The sequence below is a fragment of the Microbacterium saperdae genome (assembly GCF_006716345.1).
Lineage (GTDB): Bacteria > Actinomycetota > Actinomycetes > Actinomycetales > Microbacteriaceae > Microbacterium > Microbacterium saperdae.
The window spans coordinates 1180072-1192532 of record NZ_VFOX01000001.1 but is presented as its reverse complement, the minus strand read 5'-3'; the positions used below and the strand labels follow the sequence as shown (position 1 = coordinate 1192532).

At 67.3% G+C, this 12461-nt stretch carries 12 protein-coding genes; 10 read left to right on the top strand and 2 right to left on the bottom strand.

Annotation, left to right across the window (positions count from 1 at the left end; all coding sequences use genetic code 11):
* The first annotated feature begins 107 nt into the window (after nucleotides 1–107).
* The 10 genes from FB560_RS05665 to FB560_RS20780 all read left to right on the top strand — a co-directional run bounded on the left by FB560_RS05665 (nucleotide 108) and on the right by FB560_RS20780 (nucleotide 10569).
* Nucleotides 108–1121, top strand: a complete 1014-nt coding sequence (locus FB560_RS05665) for an ABC transporter substrate-binding protein (RefSeq protein WP_141871467.1) — start codon at nucleotides 108–110, stop codon at nucleotides 1119–1121.
* A gap of 108 nt (nucleotides 1122–1229) precedes the next feature.
* Nucleotides 1230–2255, top strand: a complete 1026-nt coding sequence (locus tag FB560_RS05660) for an ABC transporter substrate-binding protein (RefSeq protein ID WP_141871466.1) — start codon at nucleotides 1230–1232, stop codon at nucleotides 2253–2255.
* A gap of 82 nt (nucleotides 2256–2337) precedes the next feature.
* Nucleotides 2338–3327 (top strand): FecCD family ABC transporter permease, encoded by a 990-nt coding sequence (locus FB560_RS05655; RefSeq protein ID WP_170198060.1) that lies wholly within the window; start codon nucleotides 2338–2340, stop codon nucleotides 3325–3327.
* Between the two features lie 35 nt (nucleotides 3328–3362).
* Nucleotides 3363–4316, top strand: coding sequence for a FecCD family ABC transporter permease (locus FB560_RS05650; RefSeq protein ID WP_229673398.1), 954 nt, complete (start codon nucleotides 3363–3365; stop codon nucleotides 4314–4316).
* On the top strand, nucleotides 4313–5113 hold the full coding sequence (locus FB560_RS05645) for an ABC transporter ATP-binding protein (RefSeq protein ID WP_141871463.1): 801 nt from the start codon (nucleotides 4313–4315) through the stop codon (nucleotides 5111–5113). Before FB560_RS05650 ends, FB560_RS05645 begins: the two co-directional genes overlap by 4 nt.
* Nucleotides 5110–6876 (top strand): ABC transporter ATP-binding protein, encoded by a 1767-nt coding sequence (locus FB560_RS05640; RefSeq protein ID WP_141871462.1) that lies wholly within the window; start codon nucleotides 5110–5112, stop codon nucleotides 6874–6876. Before FB560_RS05645 ends, FB560_RS05640 begins: the two co-directional genes overlap by 4 nt.
* Nucleotides 6876–8639, top strand: coding sequence for an ABC transporter ATP-binding protein (locus tag FB560_RS05635; RefSeq protein WP_141871461.1), 1764 nt, complete (start codon nucleotides 6876–6878; stop codon nucleotides 8637–8639). Before FB560_RS05640 ends, FB560_RS05635 begins: the two co-directional genes overlap by 1 nt.
* 4 nt (nucleotides 8640–8643) lie before the next feature.
* The gene (locus FB560_RS05630; RefSeq protein ID WP_141871460.1) at nucleotides 8644–9375 is read left to right on the top strand and encodes a TetR/AcrR family transcriptional regulator; all 732 of its coding nucleotides are present in this window, start codon (nucleotides 8644–8646) and stop codon (nucleotides 9373–9375) included.
* A 193-nt stretch (nucleotides 9376–9568) separates the two neighbouring features.
* The gene (locus FB560_RS05625) at nucleotides 9569–10372 is read left to right on the top strand and encodes an MFS transporter (RefSeq protein WP_211349947.1); all 804 of its coding nucleotides are present in this window, start codon (nucleotides 9569–9571) and stop codon (nucleotides 10370–10372) included.
* A complete protein-coding gene (locus FB560_RS20780) occupies nucleotides 10369–10569 on the top strand; it encodes a hypothetical protein (protein WP_211349946.1) in 201 nt (66 codons plus the stop codon). The genes FB560_RS05625 and FB560_RS20780 overlap by 4 nt, the downstream gene beginning before the upstream one ends.
* Nucleotides 10570–10822: 253 nt before the next feature.
* Here FB560_RS20780 and FB560_RS05620 read toward each other — a convergent pair whose 3' ends face one another.
* Nucleotides 10823–12073, bottom strand: a complete 1251-nt coding sequence (locus tag FB560_RS05620) for an MFS transporter (RefSeq protein WP_141871459.1) — start codon at nucleotides 12071–12073, stop codon at nucleotides 10823–10825.
* Complete coding sequence (locus FB560_RS05615; protein ID WP_141871458.1) at nucleotides 12073–12444, bottom strand: ArsR/SmtB family transcription factor; 372 nt, start codon at nucleotides 12442–12444, stop codon at nucleotides 12073–12075. The genes FB560_RS05620 and FB560_RS05615 overlap by 1 nt, the downstream gene beginning before the upstream one ends.
* Nucleotides 12445–12461: the final 17 nt, after the last annotated feature.

The window sequence follows — 12461 nt, the reverse complement described above, 5'->3', positions numbered from 1 at the left end:
CGTGACATGAGCATGGAATGGCCGCAGCCGTCTGGACCGCACGACACGCTTATGAGATGCGCCTATAGTAATAGTGATAATCGTTATCGATAGTGCGGAGCTGAGTAATGAAGGCTGTTCGGGTAAGGGTGGTCGCGGCTGCGGTGGGCGCGGGAGTAGCAGGTTCACTGCTTTCGTCGTGTGCGGTCGCGCCTGAGTCGGAGAAGTTGTCCAACGACACCTACAGCGTCGCCCATGAGGCGGGGGCGACGACGGACGTGCCGGTGCATCCACAGAGGATTGTGGTGCTCGACGAGTACGCGGCATTGAACATGCTGGACGTCGGTGTGGTTCCGGATGTCGTCTTTGGTGGGCTCAGCAGCGAGGTGGGTGCCGTCGTTCTCAAGGAGGAGGGGGTGAACCTCATTGCGGCGCCGACGATGATCCTCGAGCCGGACTTCGAGGCTGTCGCTGCGCAGGAACCTGACTTGATCGTCCTGACCGATCCAGGAGAGTCGATCGCGGAGAGCTTTCCGAGCTTCAGCGAGATTGCGCCGACGATCGTACTGCCATACGAGAAGCCGTGGCAGGAGATGCTGCAGGTCGTCGGTGAGACGTTCCATCGTGAGGCGGAGGCGGAGGTGACCCGCGCTGCGTTGCAGCAACGCCTCGATGACGTGCTAGCGATCCCCGGCACCCGTGGAAGCATGGCCGTTCTCGCTGCTTTCCAGGACTTCTATTACTCCCCGGTCATCACCAATCCTCTCTCGGTGACACTGCAGCAGGCTGGCTTCACGCGACCGCCGGTCGAGGGAGAGGCGGAAGCCTCGGGTTTCTCCACTTCCACTGTGCCGTGGAGCCCGGAGGAGCTGCCGGAGCACGAGGCTGATGCGGTAGTGGTGCTTTCTGGCTCTGTGTACAACGCTGAGGCCGTTCAGGCGCTGCCGACCTTCAACTCGCTCACGGCAGTCAGGGAAGGGAGAGCGTATGTAGCCAATGGCGAGCTGTGGTCCGGAAACTTCGCGTTGGGCACATGGTGGCTACTGGATGATCTCGAGATGATCCTCGCTGGAGAGACGGGTCTGGGAACTATCGATGACGCCGTCGATCGCTGGCGCGCGCTCCGAGCCGCGATTGGGTGATCCGCCCGGCTAGCGACATGCAGAGATCGAACGTTAGGTAAGGTAGGCCTAAGCTATTTCGATATGCGCGGCTCATAAGTCGGCTTCTCAGAAGGGTTCCACAGCATCATGCGCCTCCGTTCACCACAGCTCCTCGCTGCCGCCGCCATCTCGGCCCTCCTCCTCGCGGGCTGTTCAGCCGGCCCCGACTCCTCGGAGACCGCCGAGCCCTCCGCCGACACCTATTCGGTCACCCACGAGGCGGGCACGACGGAGAACGTGCCGGTGAACCCGGGCAAGATTGTGGTGCTCGACGAGTACGCGGCCCTCAACATGATGGAGATCGGTGTGGTTCCGGACGTCGTGTTCGGTGGGCTCAGCAGTGAGGTGGGCGCGGTCATCCTCGAAGAGGAAGGCGTCGAGCTCATCGCTGCGCCGACGATGATCCTGGAGCCCGACTTCGAGGCGATCGCCGCCGAGGAGCCCGATCTCATCGTGCTCACGACACCGGGTGCGACGATCGAGGAGACCTACCCGAGCTTCAGCGAGATCGCCCCGACGATCGTGCTGCCCTACGAGAAGCCGTGGCAGGAGATGCTCGAGCTCACCGGGCAGGCGTTCCAGCGCGAGGAGCAGGCGGATGCCGTCGCCACCGCGCTGCAGAAGAAGCTCGATGCCGTGACCGCCGAAGCAGGCAGTGATATCGGCTCGATCTCCGTGCTCGGGTCGTTCCAGGACATCTACTACTCCCCGGCGATGATCAACCCGATGTCGCTCACCCTCGAAGCCGTCGGGTTCACGCGCCCACAGGTCGAGGTCGATGGTGTTCCCTCAGGTGCGTCGACGACCGCTGTGATGTTCTCGGCGGAGGAACTGCCCGAGCATGACGCCGACACGGTCGTGCTGATGGACGGCTCGATCTACAACGCCGCTGCCGTGCAGGCGCTGCCGACCTTCTCGACGCTCTCCGCGGCACAGAACGATCGCGTGTTCCTTGCCAATGGCGAGCTGTGGTCGGCGAACTTCGCTCTCGGCACGTGGTGGGTGCTGGACGACATCGAGACCATCCTCACGAGCGGCGTCTCTGCCCCCCTCGGCACGATCGACGACGCCATCGAGCGGTGGGACGCCCTGCAGGCCGCGATCGGCTCCTGACCGGGGCCATGATGTCGCCCGGCGCATTCGCGCCTGGCGACGTCATCGCCTTGCCCGAGACCACCCGATCCAAGGAGATGATGTGCGACGACCGTTGATCGTGGCCGCCACGGCGCTGATCGTCGTCCTGCTCGCCGGGGCGAGTCTGTGCATCGGTGCCGGGAAGGCCGGCCCTGTCGATGTGCTGCCTGCGCTGTTCGCCTTCGACGGTTCCGCGGCGCACGTCATCGTCGCGGAGCTGCGTCTGCCGCGAACCCTGGTGGCGATCCTCGCCGGCTGCGCGTTCGGCGTCGCCGGCTGCATCGCGCAGGCCGTCACCCGCAACCCCCTCGGTGACCCCGGCGTGCTCGGTGTGAACGCTGGGGCGGCCTTCGCGGTCGCCGTCGCCATCACGGTCGCCGGGACCGCGGCGCCTGCGAGCTTCGTATGGTGGGCGCTGCTCGGCGCGGGAGTCCTGATGACGATCGTGTTCCTCATCGGCACGGCCGGAGCACAGGGCACCGCCGTGGTGCGGCTCACCCTCACGGGTGTCGCCCTGGGCGCAGTGCTCAGCGGAGCCACGACTGCTCTGACCATCGTGTTCCCGACGGCCTTCGCGCGGCTGCGGGACTGGAACACCGGATCCATCGCCACCACCGATCTTTCCGCGGTGACGGTCACCGCGCCGCTGGTCGCGGCCGGACTCCTCGTCGCGCTCTTCTCGCTGCGAGGGCTGGGGATGCTCTCGTCCGGCGATACGACAGCGGTCTCTCTCGGGGTGAATGTCCGCCGCACGAACGCTCTCGCGATCCTCGCCGTCGCTGTGCTCGCCGGTGCCGCGACGGCCGCGGCGGGCCCGATCCTCTTCTTCGGACTTGTTGTCGCGCATATTGCGCGTCGGCTCGTCGGCCCCTCACTCGGCGGGAGCGTCGCCGGCGCCATCGTGATCGGCCCGGCCATCTTCCTCGCCGCTGACATCCTCGCCCGCGTCGTCCTGCCGTCAGGGGAAGTCCCGGTGGGCCTCGTGACAGCGGCGATCGGCGCACCGTTGCTCATCGTGCTTGCGCGCCGGATGATCGGGGTCCCGCGATGATCACCCGGCGTTCTGTGCAGTGGGTCTTACCCGTCATGATCGCCACGCTCGTGATCTTGTTCCTCGCCGCGCTCTCCCTCGGCGATGTGCAGGTCACCATGGCCGACATGATCGCCGTCCTCACCGGCCAGGAGACCGGCCTCAAACGACTCGTGCTCCTGAGCTGGCGCCTCCCGCAAACCCTGTGCGCGATCATCATCGGTGCAGCGCTCGCCCTCGCCGGCGCGATCTTCCAGACGCTGACGCGCAACCCGCTCGGAAGCCCAGACGTCATCGGCTTCTCCACCGGCGCCTACACGGGGGCGCTGATGTCGCTGCTGTTCTTCGGCGGCGGATACGCTGCTCTCGCGGCCGGCGCGGTCGGGGGCGGCCTGATCACCGCGATCGTCGTCACCCTGCTCGCCTACCGAGGTGGGCTCGATGGATTCCGCCTCGTGATCGTCGGCATCGGGATCAGCGCTCTGCTCACCTCGCTCAACGGCTACCTTCTGCTCACCGCCCGAGTGGAAGTCGCCCGTGCCGCCAGTGTCTGGGGCATCGGCTCGCTCAGCGGCCTGCGATGGGAGCAGGCAGCGCCGACCGCGGTGCTGCTCATCGTTGCGATAGCCGCAGTGCTGCCGATGACCCGGTCGATGCACCAGTTCGAGCTCGGTGACACTCTCGCGATCGGCACAGGAGTCGCGCTCGAACGCCTGCGGTGGGGCATGGTCCTCGGTGGGGTCGTGCTCGTGGCCCTGGCCACCGCGGTGACCGGGCCCATCGCCTTCGTCGCCCTCGCCGCACCGCAGATCGCCCGCCGGATCACCGGCGCGGGGCAGACCCAGCCGCTGACGGTGATGCTCACGGGGTCGATCGTGCTGCTGGCCTCGGACCTCATCGCAATGCATGCCATCCCCGGCATCCAACTGCCTGTCGGCGTGCTCACAGTCTGCGTCGGCGGTGTCTACCTCGTATGGCTGCTGATCTCGGAAACCAGGAAGAAAGCATGAACACCCCCGCCCCACTGATCGCCCAACGAGTGACACTCGGCTATGGCGGACGCCCGATCATCGAGGACCTCGATCTGGAGATCCCCGCAGGCTCCGTCACCGTGTTCATCGGCCCCAACGGCTGCGGCAAGTCGACTCTGCTGGGCGGGCTCGCACGCGTGCTCCGACCGAGTTCAGGACGTGTGCTCCTCGATGGCAGGGACCTCCAGGAGTGGCCCACGAAACAGGCCGCGCAGCGTCTCGCAGTGCTGCCGCAACAACCCTTGCTGCCGGACGGGATCACCGTTCGCGATCTCGTGCGCCGGGGACGCCATCCGCACCGCGGCACCTTCCAGCGTTGGAGCGACGAGGACGACGAGAAGGTTGCTCTCGCCTTGGCCCAGACGAGCCTCACCGAGGCGACCGACCATCCCGTGGGCTCACTCTCCGGCGGGCAGCGCCAGCGCGCGTTCATCGCGATGGTGCTCGCACAGGACACCCCCCTCATGCTGCTCGACGAACCCACGACCTTCCTCGACATCGCCCATCAGTACGAACTCCTCGAACTCTGCCGACGACTCAACCGTGACACCGGACGCACCCTCGTGCTCGTACTCCACGACCTGAATCAGGCTGCGCGATACGCCACCCACATCGTCGCCCTCGACCAGGGGCGGATCGCCGCCCAGGGCACCCCCGACACGGTGCTCACCACTGAGACGGTGCAGAACGCCTTCGGCCTCGACGCGCTCATCGTGCCCGACCCGGTCACGGGCACGCCGATGGTCGTCCCGCGCGTGGGAGGAGACGAACGATGAACGCGACGCAGCAGTCCCGCCTCCGACCACAGCCCGCGGAGGTTGCCCAGCTGATCCGCCCCGTCCGCTGGCGCGTCCGAGCCGCCATCGCGCTCACGGCGCTCTCCTGCGCGTGCACCACCGCTGGCCTCCTCGCCGTCGCAGGACTCGCCGACGCCCTGCTCGTCACGTCGGCTGCGCCGTGGGGATGGCTCGTGGGCATCGCGCTGGGACTGATCGGCGGGGTCGCTCTGCGAATCCTCGCCGATGTGCTCACCCATCAGGCGGACGCCGACCTCGCCCACGGCATCCGCCACCGCCTCGCCGACGCGCTGGAGCGCGCACCCTTCTCGTGGTTCCAGGATCACCCCGCGGGCGGCATCCGCACAGTGGTCGCCGACGACGTCACGAAGATGCACCATCTCGTCGCGCACTCCTACACCGACCTCACCGCAGCGATCGCTGCTCCCGGATTCGCCGCCGCAGCGATCGCTGTCATCGACGTTCGGCTCTTGCTGGTGCTGGCGGTTCCCGTCGTGGCGGCCGTGTTCCTCGGGCGGCGGATGTCGGCCGTCAACGCCGAGAAGATGCCAGGCTACGGTGCGGCAGCCGGAGCGCTCGGCATCGAGATCACCGAGTTCCTCGACACCGTGCCGCTGCTGCGCTCCTTCGGCCGCGCCGGAGCGCTCACCACCCGCCTGCGGCGAGCTGACACCCGGTTCGTCGACTACTTCCTCAGCTGGGCCAAGCCACTCATCCAACCCGAGACGCTGCAGGCGCAACTCGTCTCCCCGGTCACTCTCCTGGCCATCGTGATCGGCTCCGGCACGGCATTCGTCGCCGCGGGCTGGACCTCGCCGCTCGCGCTCATCCCCGTCGCCCTCCTCGGCCTCTCCGTCTCCCAGCCGCTGACCGCCATCGCCGACAACTCCCGCTCCCTGCAGATGGCTCGCGGTTCCGCCAAGGCCATCCAGGACATCCTCGACACTCCTGGCGAGCAAGCGCGGGGCACAGAGCCCTTTCCACCGGTCGCAGACATCACGCTGGACGATGTGAGCTACGAACGTGACGGCACCCCGATCCTCGATCGCATCACGCTACGCATCGCTCAGGGTGCCCAAGTCGCGATCGTCGGGCCCAGCGGTGCGGGCAAGACCACGCTGGCCCGGATCATCGTCGGACTGATCACCCCCTCCTCCGGGTCCGTGCACATCGGAGATGTCCCGCTCTCGGCCATCGATCGGGACGCACGACGCTCGGCGATCGGCTACCTCGGCCAGCACAGCCACCTGCTGCGGGCAAGCGTCGCCGAGAACATCACGCTCACCTCCGATCCTGACCCGGAGCGAATCGCCGCAGCACTGCGTGCGGCCTCAGCAGAGGAGTTCGTTCAGGCTCTGCCGCGCGCCGCCGAAACCATAGCCGGTGAGGAGCACACCTTCTCCGGCGGGCAGCAGCAACGACTGGCCATCGCCCGGGTGGCCTACCTGCCGCCCCGCGTCCTCGTTCTGGACGAGCCCACCGCCCGTGTGGACGTCGAGACCGAACATGACGTGCAGCGCGGGCTCGCCTCGCTGCTCGCAGCAGCACCAGGGACCACCACGGTCGTCGTCTCCCACCGCCTCGAGACCATCGCGGATGCCGACAGCATCATCGTGCTCGACTCCGGCAGCATCGTGCAGCAGGGCGCGCACGAGCAATTGCTCGCACAGACAGGGCTCTACCGCAGGCTCTGGAACGCCCAGCTCATGCGACCAGAAGACCCCACCGAAGGGGAACAGTGATGATCACCATCGTCCGCCGCTTCCGCAGACTCCTCGGGGCGGGCCGCGCCTCACTCATGACGCGCTACCTCGTCGCCTCGCTGCTCACCGCGATCGTCATCGGCATCGCCACCGTCGTCGGGGCTGTTGCGCTGTCCGCCCTGCTCCGCAACGACATCAGCGCGGCAACCACGGCGGCGGTCGCCTGCGCCCTGCTCGCCATGCTTGCAGGGTTGATGAGCTACGTCTCAACGCTGCGCGGATTCGACGTCTCCCTCGACCTGCTCGGCACCCTCCGTCGCCGCATCGCGGACCACCTCGCCATGCTTCCGCCCGGCTGGTTCACCGCCGCCCATCGCGGGCGCGCATCCTCCGTGCTCAACCGAGGATCGATCGCCGTCCTCGGCCTGCCCAATCACCAGCTCACACCGCTCATCCGCGCGATCATCGTGCCGGTGACGGTGATCGCCGGGACCGCGATCCTTGATCCGCTCGTCGCTGTCGTCACCGTGCCGAGCATTCTCCTCGCTCTGGCGGCAATGCTCTTGGCGCAACGCGTCGGAACGCGGCGCGACGGCGCCGTGCACCGCAGCGAAGCCGAGCTCTCAGACCGCATCGTCGAATTCGCTCAAGGGCAGGAGACGCTGCGCACCGGGCGGCCGGGATCCATCGGCAGAGACCGACTGAACGCGGCGTTCGACCGTCATCGCCGCGCTGAGCGCGCCCAGGTGCTCAGCGTCATCCCCGCAATCGCCTCGACCCATTCCATCGTGCAACTCGCCTTCCTGATAGTGCTCCTCGTCGTCGCCGGGACGGCGGCATCCGGAGGTCTACCCGCCGATCGGGCAGGAACCGTCCTCGCCGCGCTGGTCGCCGCGTTCCTCGCGCTGCGCCCCCTCGGTGAGGCCGGAACCTACGGGGCGGCGCTCCGAATGGCGACCGCGCATCTCGACGAGATCGATGCACTTCTCTCGGAGCGCCCGCTCGCCGTCGATACACCCGCGGGGTACGTACCACCGGCGGCGCTCCTCACCGCGGTCGGCGTGAGCGCCGCCTACGGCACGACGACGGTGCTCGATGATGTGACGCTCCAGGTCGAAGAGGGCTCCCTGACCGCCGTCGTCGGCCGCTCCGGAAGCGGCAAGAGCACGCTCGCCGCTCTGCTCTCCCGCCACCTCGACCCAGCAACCGGCACCATCCGTGTCCTCGGTCTCGACGTGCGAGGAATGGACGCCGAGCAGGTCGGGTCCCATATCGCCCTCGTCACTCAGGAGAGCGCGGTCTTCGCGGGCACACTGCGGGAGAACGTCGCGATCGGCCGGCGCACGGCCAGCGATGACGAACTCGACGACATCGCCGAGAAGACAGGATTGACAACACTTCTCGACGCGTTGCCGGACCGTTGGGACACCGCCGTCGGTGCCGGCGGGCGACAGCTCTCCGGCGGCGAGCGGCAACGAGTCGCCCTCGCGCGTGCGCTCCTCACATCGGCGCCGATCCTCATCCTCGACGAACCCACAAGCGCACTGGACCCCGAGACAGAAACCCTCGTGCTGCGCACCCTGCTGACGCTTCGAAGAGAACGGACCATCCTCCTCACCACCCACCGGCTCGCGCCCATCGTGGCCGCCGACCGCATCATCGTCATGGACCGTGGCCGCATCGTGGAGCAAGGCACCCACGACGAGCTCCGCGCGCAGAACGGCACCTACGCCACCTTCTGGCGACTCCGCAACCAGAGCGAAGGCTGGCGCATATCGAAGTCTGCGAATGTGATGGACTGAATCCATGCCCACCGCACCCAGACGGCCCAAGGGCGAACCGTTGATCGGCCGACCACCGAAGATCACCCGCGATGACGTCCTCACCGCGGTGCTCGACATCGGCTTCACCGACGTGACCGTACCACTCGTCGCCGAACGCCTCGATGTCACCCCCGCGACGATCTACCGCCATGTGCCCGATCGCGCAACGATGCTCGCCCTGGCCTGGGACCGCGTCGTCGATGACATTCCCTGGCCCACGGTCGCGGGCGACTGGCGCGCTGTGCTCCTCGCCTACGCCGAATGCCTGTGGGAGGCCCTCGCCGAACATCCCGGCGTCGTCACCGCACTCTCTTCCGGACTCATGCCCGAACGCACCATGGACATCCTCCTCGCCCTCGCCGCACACCTCGAACGGGAGAGTTTCGCAATGCCCGACGCCATGCTCGTCATCGACACCGTCATCGACACCGTCATCGATCACCGGCTCGGGCTGGAAAGGCTCGACGGCCACACCCCGGCCCCAGGAGTGTCGCGCGCCGAGATGGCGTCCTCATGGGAGCCTCACGATGACGAGGCTGCGGCGCTCCAACGAGCACGAGCTGCGATGCGTGACGCCGTAGTCACGCCCCCACGCCAGTGGCTCAACCGCAAACTCTCACTCATCCTCGACGGCGGAGAAAAACTGAGAGACACCACTGAACGTCTGCCTTTCGATCTGACTGCACCCGACGGGCGTTCCTCAGCGACGCAATGAGCAGCCCCACAGGGCGGAAACTTGGCGGTGTTTGACTGCGAACCCTGAAGACGAGGCCCTCGGTGTGCACGGCACAGTGGTGTATTCGTCCACAACTCCCACACATCGCGGAACAATGCTGCCCCGGGTCGCAGCGTCAGCTCATACTCCAGTGAAGATATGAACTAAACGCCCACCGATCTGCGGCTCACCATTGACTAACCTCGCCGCGGTGCTGCTCACCTACCTCGTGCAGATGACCTTCAACCCGATCTTCGCGCCGCTGTCACGCGAGGTCGGCCTCGCCGAATGGCAGATCGGTGTCACGATCAGGACGGCGGCGGTCATGGTCGTGCTCACCAGCCAGTTCTGGGGGCGCCGCCCCCAAGCCCTGGGCCGCAAGCCCGTCCTCGTGGCCGCGTTCATGCTCGCCACGATCGCGATGATCCTGTTCGCGCTGCTGGCCTGGCTCGGCATGAACGGCGCGATCACCGGCGTGACCCTGTTCCTGCTGTGCGGCATCGGCTTCGGCACCGCGATCGCCGCCGTGCCACCCACCGCGCAGGCATACATCGCCGACGTCACCCCGGACGAGAAGACCCGGGTGAAGGGCATGGCCGGCGTCGGCGCGGTGCAGGGCATCGCCATGATCGGCGGGTCCGTCATCGGCGGAGCATTTTCGGCCCTCGGCATCCTCACCCCGCTGATCGCCGTGCCGGTGCTGCTACTCGCGGGCCTCGCATTGATCCTGTTCCGGCTGCGCCGGGAGCCGCGTCACGAGCTCATCGAGACCCCCACCAGAGTCAGCCCGTTCGACTCACGCGTCTGGCCGTTCCTGCTCGCCGGGTTCGGGATGTTCACCGCACTCGGCTTCATCCAGGTCATCACCGGATTCATCGTCCAAGACCGCCTCGGCCTCGACGCGACCGCCGCCGGACTCGTCACCGGCGGCGCGCTCCTGGCCGCCGGAGTCGGTATGGTCCTCGCCCAGGCCGTCATCGTGCCGTGCAGCGGGTGACCCTCGTCATCGCCCCGACCGCCAGCACCGCGCTGTACGGGTTGTGGGCGCCGCTGCCGATCATCGTCGGCACCGCGACCATGGCCGTCGTCGCGGTCTTTGTCCTCGCCCACCCGCGCTTCCGCCGCATGCCTGCCACGCCCGTGTCGGCGGCAGCATCCACGTCTGATCGCGACGATGGTCTGGGCTCGCCCTGACTCGCTGCTTTCCGGGGATGAGCCGGCCCCGGGGACAAGGAGCTCTCAGCGCGAGGTCCGAGGACACCGACGTTGTACCGGCGGGTGCGTCAGCGATAGTGCGGGCTGTCGCTTTTCCGTCTAAAGGGGGCCTTTAACTGGCGCCCTGACGTGAACTCGAGTGATGTGTTCTCGATCGTGAGAAGCGCCGACGCAGCGGTCGCAGCGGTCGCGCGCGGCATGGTCTCGTGCTCTGCCCTGGTGCTTGGGGGCGCTATTCGCGGATGAGAGCGGGCGCGGGAGCGTCGCTGCTTGTGCTGAGCCGTCGGGAGGCAGCGAAGGTGATGGCTGCGCCGGCTGCGAACGTCGCGACGACGGTGAGGACGAGCGCGGCGAGGGTGAGGCTGGCGGCGCCGATCCATCCGGCGATTGGGTAGGTGATGAGGAAGCAGGCGTGGGAGAGCGCGAACTGTGCGGTGTAGACGAGGTTCCGGTTTGACGGGGTTGAGGCGTCGGCGAGGAGGCGCGACGACGGGGTGTTCACCAGGGAGGTGCCCATTCCCAGCAGCACCCAGGTCGCCAGCAGCCATCCCCACCCGGTGCCGGACTCGGTGTCGACTGCGGTCACGATCGCCGCGGTGATCAGGCCGATCGTGATTACCGCAGCGCCGGCCATCATGGTGCGGACCACTCCGATCCGGTCGACGATCCAGGGAACGTTGAGCGCGACGATCAGTGATCCGATGCCATAGCAGGCGAGGGTGATCGCGAGGGCGGTGTCGTCGAGGCCGAACAGGCCTTTGGCGTAGACGACCGAGTTGACCAGCACGATCGCGGTGCCCGCGGCGACCACGATGTTCGTCAACAGGAGGAACCGGAGGGTGTCGGTGCGCGCAAACACTCTCACCCCGAGCAAAAGCCGTTGCCAGAACGTGGTCGTGCTGGGCTCATGGACGCGTCGGGGCAGGCGTGAGGCGAGCACAAGGGTGGCGGAGAGGACGAAGCCGACCGCGGTGCCGACGAAGAGGTTGTTGTAGCTGACCACCGTGAGCAGGGCGGCGGCGATGGTGGGGCTCAACAGTGACTCGAGGTCGTAGGCCAGCCGCGACAAGGACAGGGCACGGGTGTAATCGGACGGCTCGGGCAGGACAGTGGGGATCAGAGCCTGGAACGCCGGGGTGAAGGTCGCCGACGCGGACTGCAGCACGAACACCAGCAGATAGATCTGCCACGCCTCGGTCACGAACGGGAGCGACAGTGCGATCACCAGCCGCACCAGGTCCGCGGCGACCAGGACGGCCTTCTTGGGGAGCCGGTCGACGACCGCAGCGATCAGCGGCGCGACGCCGACGTAGGCGACCATCTTGATCGTCAACGCCGTGCCGAGCACCGATCCTGCGGCGTCGCCGGCGATGTCGAACGCGAGCAGCCCCAGCGCGACGGTAAGCAGGCCCGTGCCCAGCAGGGCGAGCACCTGGGCGGAGAACAGCTTCGCATAGGTGCCGTTGCGCAGCACCCGCAGCATCAGCGCGTCTCCTCCGGAGCGGGATGCATGCCGCGGTGGTGGGCGGGGTCGTTGCTGAGAGAGTGCTCGGCCTGGAAGATCGCGTCCGCGACCAACTGCCGGGCGTGCTCGTTCGCCAACCGGTAGAACACCTTCGTGCCCTCCTGCCGGGTCAGCACGATCCGCGCCAGCCGCAGCTTTGCGAGATGCTGCGACACCGCCGCCGGCGACTTGTCCACGAGCTCCGCGAGGCTATTCACCGGCAGCTCCTGATCCCGCAGAGCGAGAATGATCCGCACCCGGGTCGCGTCGGCGAGCATAGAGAACACCTCGACCGCGAGTTCGACGTAGGCGCTCTCCCGCCCGAGCGAACATTTATTATCTGCATTCATACGCAGATTATTGCAGA

Coding starts and splice junctions, on each gene's coding strand:
- FB560_RS05665 (WP_141871467.1), top strand. CDS start 108: ATGAAGGCTGTTCGGGTAAGGGTGGTCGCGGCTGCGGTGGGCGCGGGA.
- FB560_RS05660 (WP_141871466.1), top strand. CDS start 1,230: ATGCGCCTCCGTTCACCACAGCTCCTCGCTGCCGCCGCCATCTCGGCC.
- FB560_RS05650 (WP_229673398.1), top strand. CDS start 3,363: ATGATCGCCACGCTCGTGATCTTGTTCCTCGCCGCGCTCTCCCTCGGC.
- FB560_RS05645 (WP_141871463.1), top strand. CDS start 4,313: ATGAACACCCCCGCCCCACTGATCGCCCAACGAGTGACACTCGGCTAT.
- FB560_RS05640 (WP_141871462.1), top strand. CDS start 5,110: ATGAACGCGACGCAGCAGTCCCGCCTCCGACCACAGCCCGCGGAGGTT.
- FB560_RS05635 (WP_141871461.1), top strand. CDS start 6,876: ATGATCACCATCGTCCGCCGCTTCCGCAGACTCCTCGGGGCGGGCCGC.
- FB560_RS05630 (WP_141871460.1), top strand. CDS start 8,644: ATGCCCACCGCACCCAGACGGCCCAAGGGCGAACCGTTGATCGGCCGA.
- FB560_RS05620 (WP_141871459.1), bottom strand. CDS start 12,073: ATGCTGCGGGTGCTGCGCAACGGCACCTATGCGAAGCTGTTCTCCGCC.
- FB560_RS05615 (WP_141871458.1), bottom strand. CDS start 12,444: ATGAATGCAGATAATAAATGTTCGCTCGGGCGGGAGAGCGCCTACGTC.